The sequence below is a fragment of the Mycobacterium sp. TH-M15 genome, from assembly GCF_057473705.1.
This window is the reverse complement of sequence record NZ_JBYCLB010000179.1, coordinates 1-1,887: the sequence shown is the minus strand read 5'-3', so window position 1 is coordinate 1,887 and position 1,887 is coordinate 1. Positions and strand designations below refer to the sequence as shown.

Annotated in this window: 2 protein-coding genes; both read left to right on the top strand. The window is 73.3% G+C overall.

Going from position 1 to position 1,887, the window contains the following annotated elements; genetic code table 11:
• Window positions 1–214 (top strand): hypothetical protein (locus tag AC2VNT_RS04255; RefSeq protein WP_486945666.1); only part of this gene is annotated, 214 nt, incomplete at its 5' end.
• Window positions 211–1,887 (top strand): condensation domain-containing protein (locus AC2VNT_RS04250; protein WP_486945665.1); only part of this gene is annotated, 1,677 nt, incomplete at its 3' end. The genes AC2VNT_RS04255 and AC2VNT_RS04250, both read left to right, overlap by 4 nt.

The window sequence follows — 1,887 nt, the reverse complement described above, 5'->3', positions numbered from 1 at the left end:
ATCGGTGCAGCTGTCCGCCCGGGCCCGGGCGGCCGGGCTGGTGCTGGACCCGCGGATGATCTTCGACCATCCGACGTTCGCGGCGCTGGCCGCCGCCGCCGACGCCGCCCGGCCCGGCCCGGACGCCGACGCCGAGTTCGCCCCGATGAGCTTGTCCGGGCTGGGCGCCGAGGCCCTGGCGAATCTCACCGCGACATGGGGTGATTCGTCGTGACCGAGACAACCCAGCGGCCCGGCATCGAGGACGTGCTGGCGTTGACCCCGCTGCAGCAGGGACTGTTCTCACTGGCCAAACTGGCCACCGACGACGGCGGGGACGACGGCGGCGGCGGCGTTGATGTCTACACCATGCAGTTCGTCGTCGACATCGTCGGCGCCGTGGACGCCGCCCTGCTGCGCCGGGCCGCCGACACCATGCTGGCCCGCCACCCCAACCTGCGGGCCTCGTTCTTCGACGTCGACCTGCCGCACCCGGTGCAGATCATCCCGGCGCAGGCCACCGTGCCGTGGCGGGAGATCGACGCGACCCCAACCGAACTCGATGCGATCGCGGACACCGAGCGGGTCGCCAACTTCGACCTGGCCCGCGGCCCGCTGCTGCGGTTCGTGCTGATCCACACCGGCGCCGACACCCACCGGCTGATCCTGACCGTGCACCACCTGCTGCTCGACGGCTGGTCGGTGGCGGTGTTCTTCGACGAACTGGTGGCGATCTACACCGCCGGCGGCACCGAGCCGCTGCCGGCGCCGCGGCCCTACCGCGACTACATCGGCTGGCTGGCCGGTCAGGACACCGCCGCCGCCGTCGACGCCTGGCGGGACTACCTGGCCCCGCTGAGCGGCCCGACCATGCTGGCCGACGGCGCGATCAGCCCCGGCAGCGTCATCCCGGACAGCCACCAGGTGGCGCTGGATGCCGCCGACACCACCCGGCTGTGCGACTGGGCCCGCCGCAACGGCCTGACCCTGAACACCGTCATGGCGTTCGCCTGGGCGGTGCTGCTGGCCCGGCTCACCGGGCGCCGCGACGTCGGGTTCGGCACCGTGGTGTCGGGCCGCCCGCAGCAGCTGACCGGGGTAGAGACCATGGTCGGGCTGTTCATCAACACCGTGCCGGTCGCCGCCGACCTGCCCGGCCACACCCCGGTCGTCGCGGCCTGCCAGGCGCTGCAGCGCGACGCCGCCGCCATGCGCGACCTGGGCTACCTGAACCTGTCGAAGCTGCAGCGGGCCACCCGTAACGCCGCCTTCGACACGCTGCTGGTCTTCGAGAACGCCCCGATCGGTGAGACCGGCGCCGGGGTCACCACCGGCGACGGGGTGCGGTTCATCCCGGTCGCGGTGCAAAGCCTCACCCACTACCCGCTGACGATCGTCAGCTACCCGCCCCGCGACGGCCGCCTCACCGTGCTGCTGGAGGCGATACCGCAAGCGCTGCCGCACCTTTCGGTGCCTGAACTGGCCGAGCGGCTGCTCGGGGTGCTGCGCCAGATCGGGGATCCGGCCCGGCCCCGGATCGCCGACCTGCAGGTGCTGCTGCCGCGTGAGACCGCCCGGCGCGCCGCACCGGCGGCGGCGCCGGCCACCGTGCCGGCCCTGTTCGCCGCCGCGGCCGCCGCGGACCCGCACACCCCGGCGTTGACCGATGAGCACCGCAGCCTGACCTACACCGAGCTGGCCACCGAAGCCGGCCGGCTGGCCGCCGGGCTGGCCGCGCGTGGCATCGGCGCCGAAGACCGGGTGGCGATCGCGCTGCCGCGCAGCATCGAGTCGGTGATCGCGATCCTGGCGGTGCTGCAGACCGGGGCGGCCTACGTCCCGATCGACGTCACCCTGCCCGCCGAGCGCACTGAATCGATTCTGCGCCAAGCGGATCCGAAACTCACC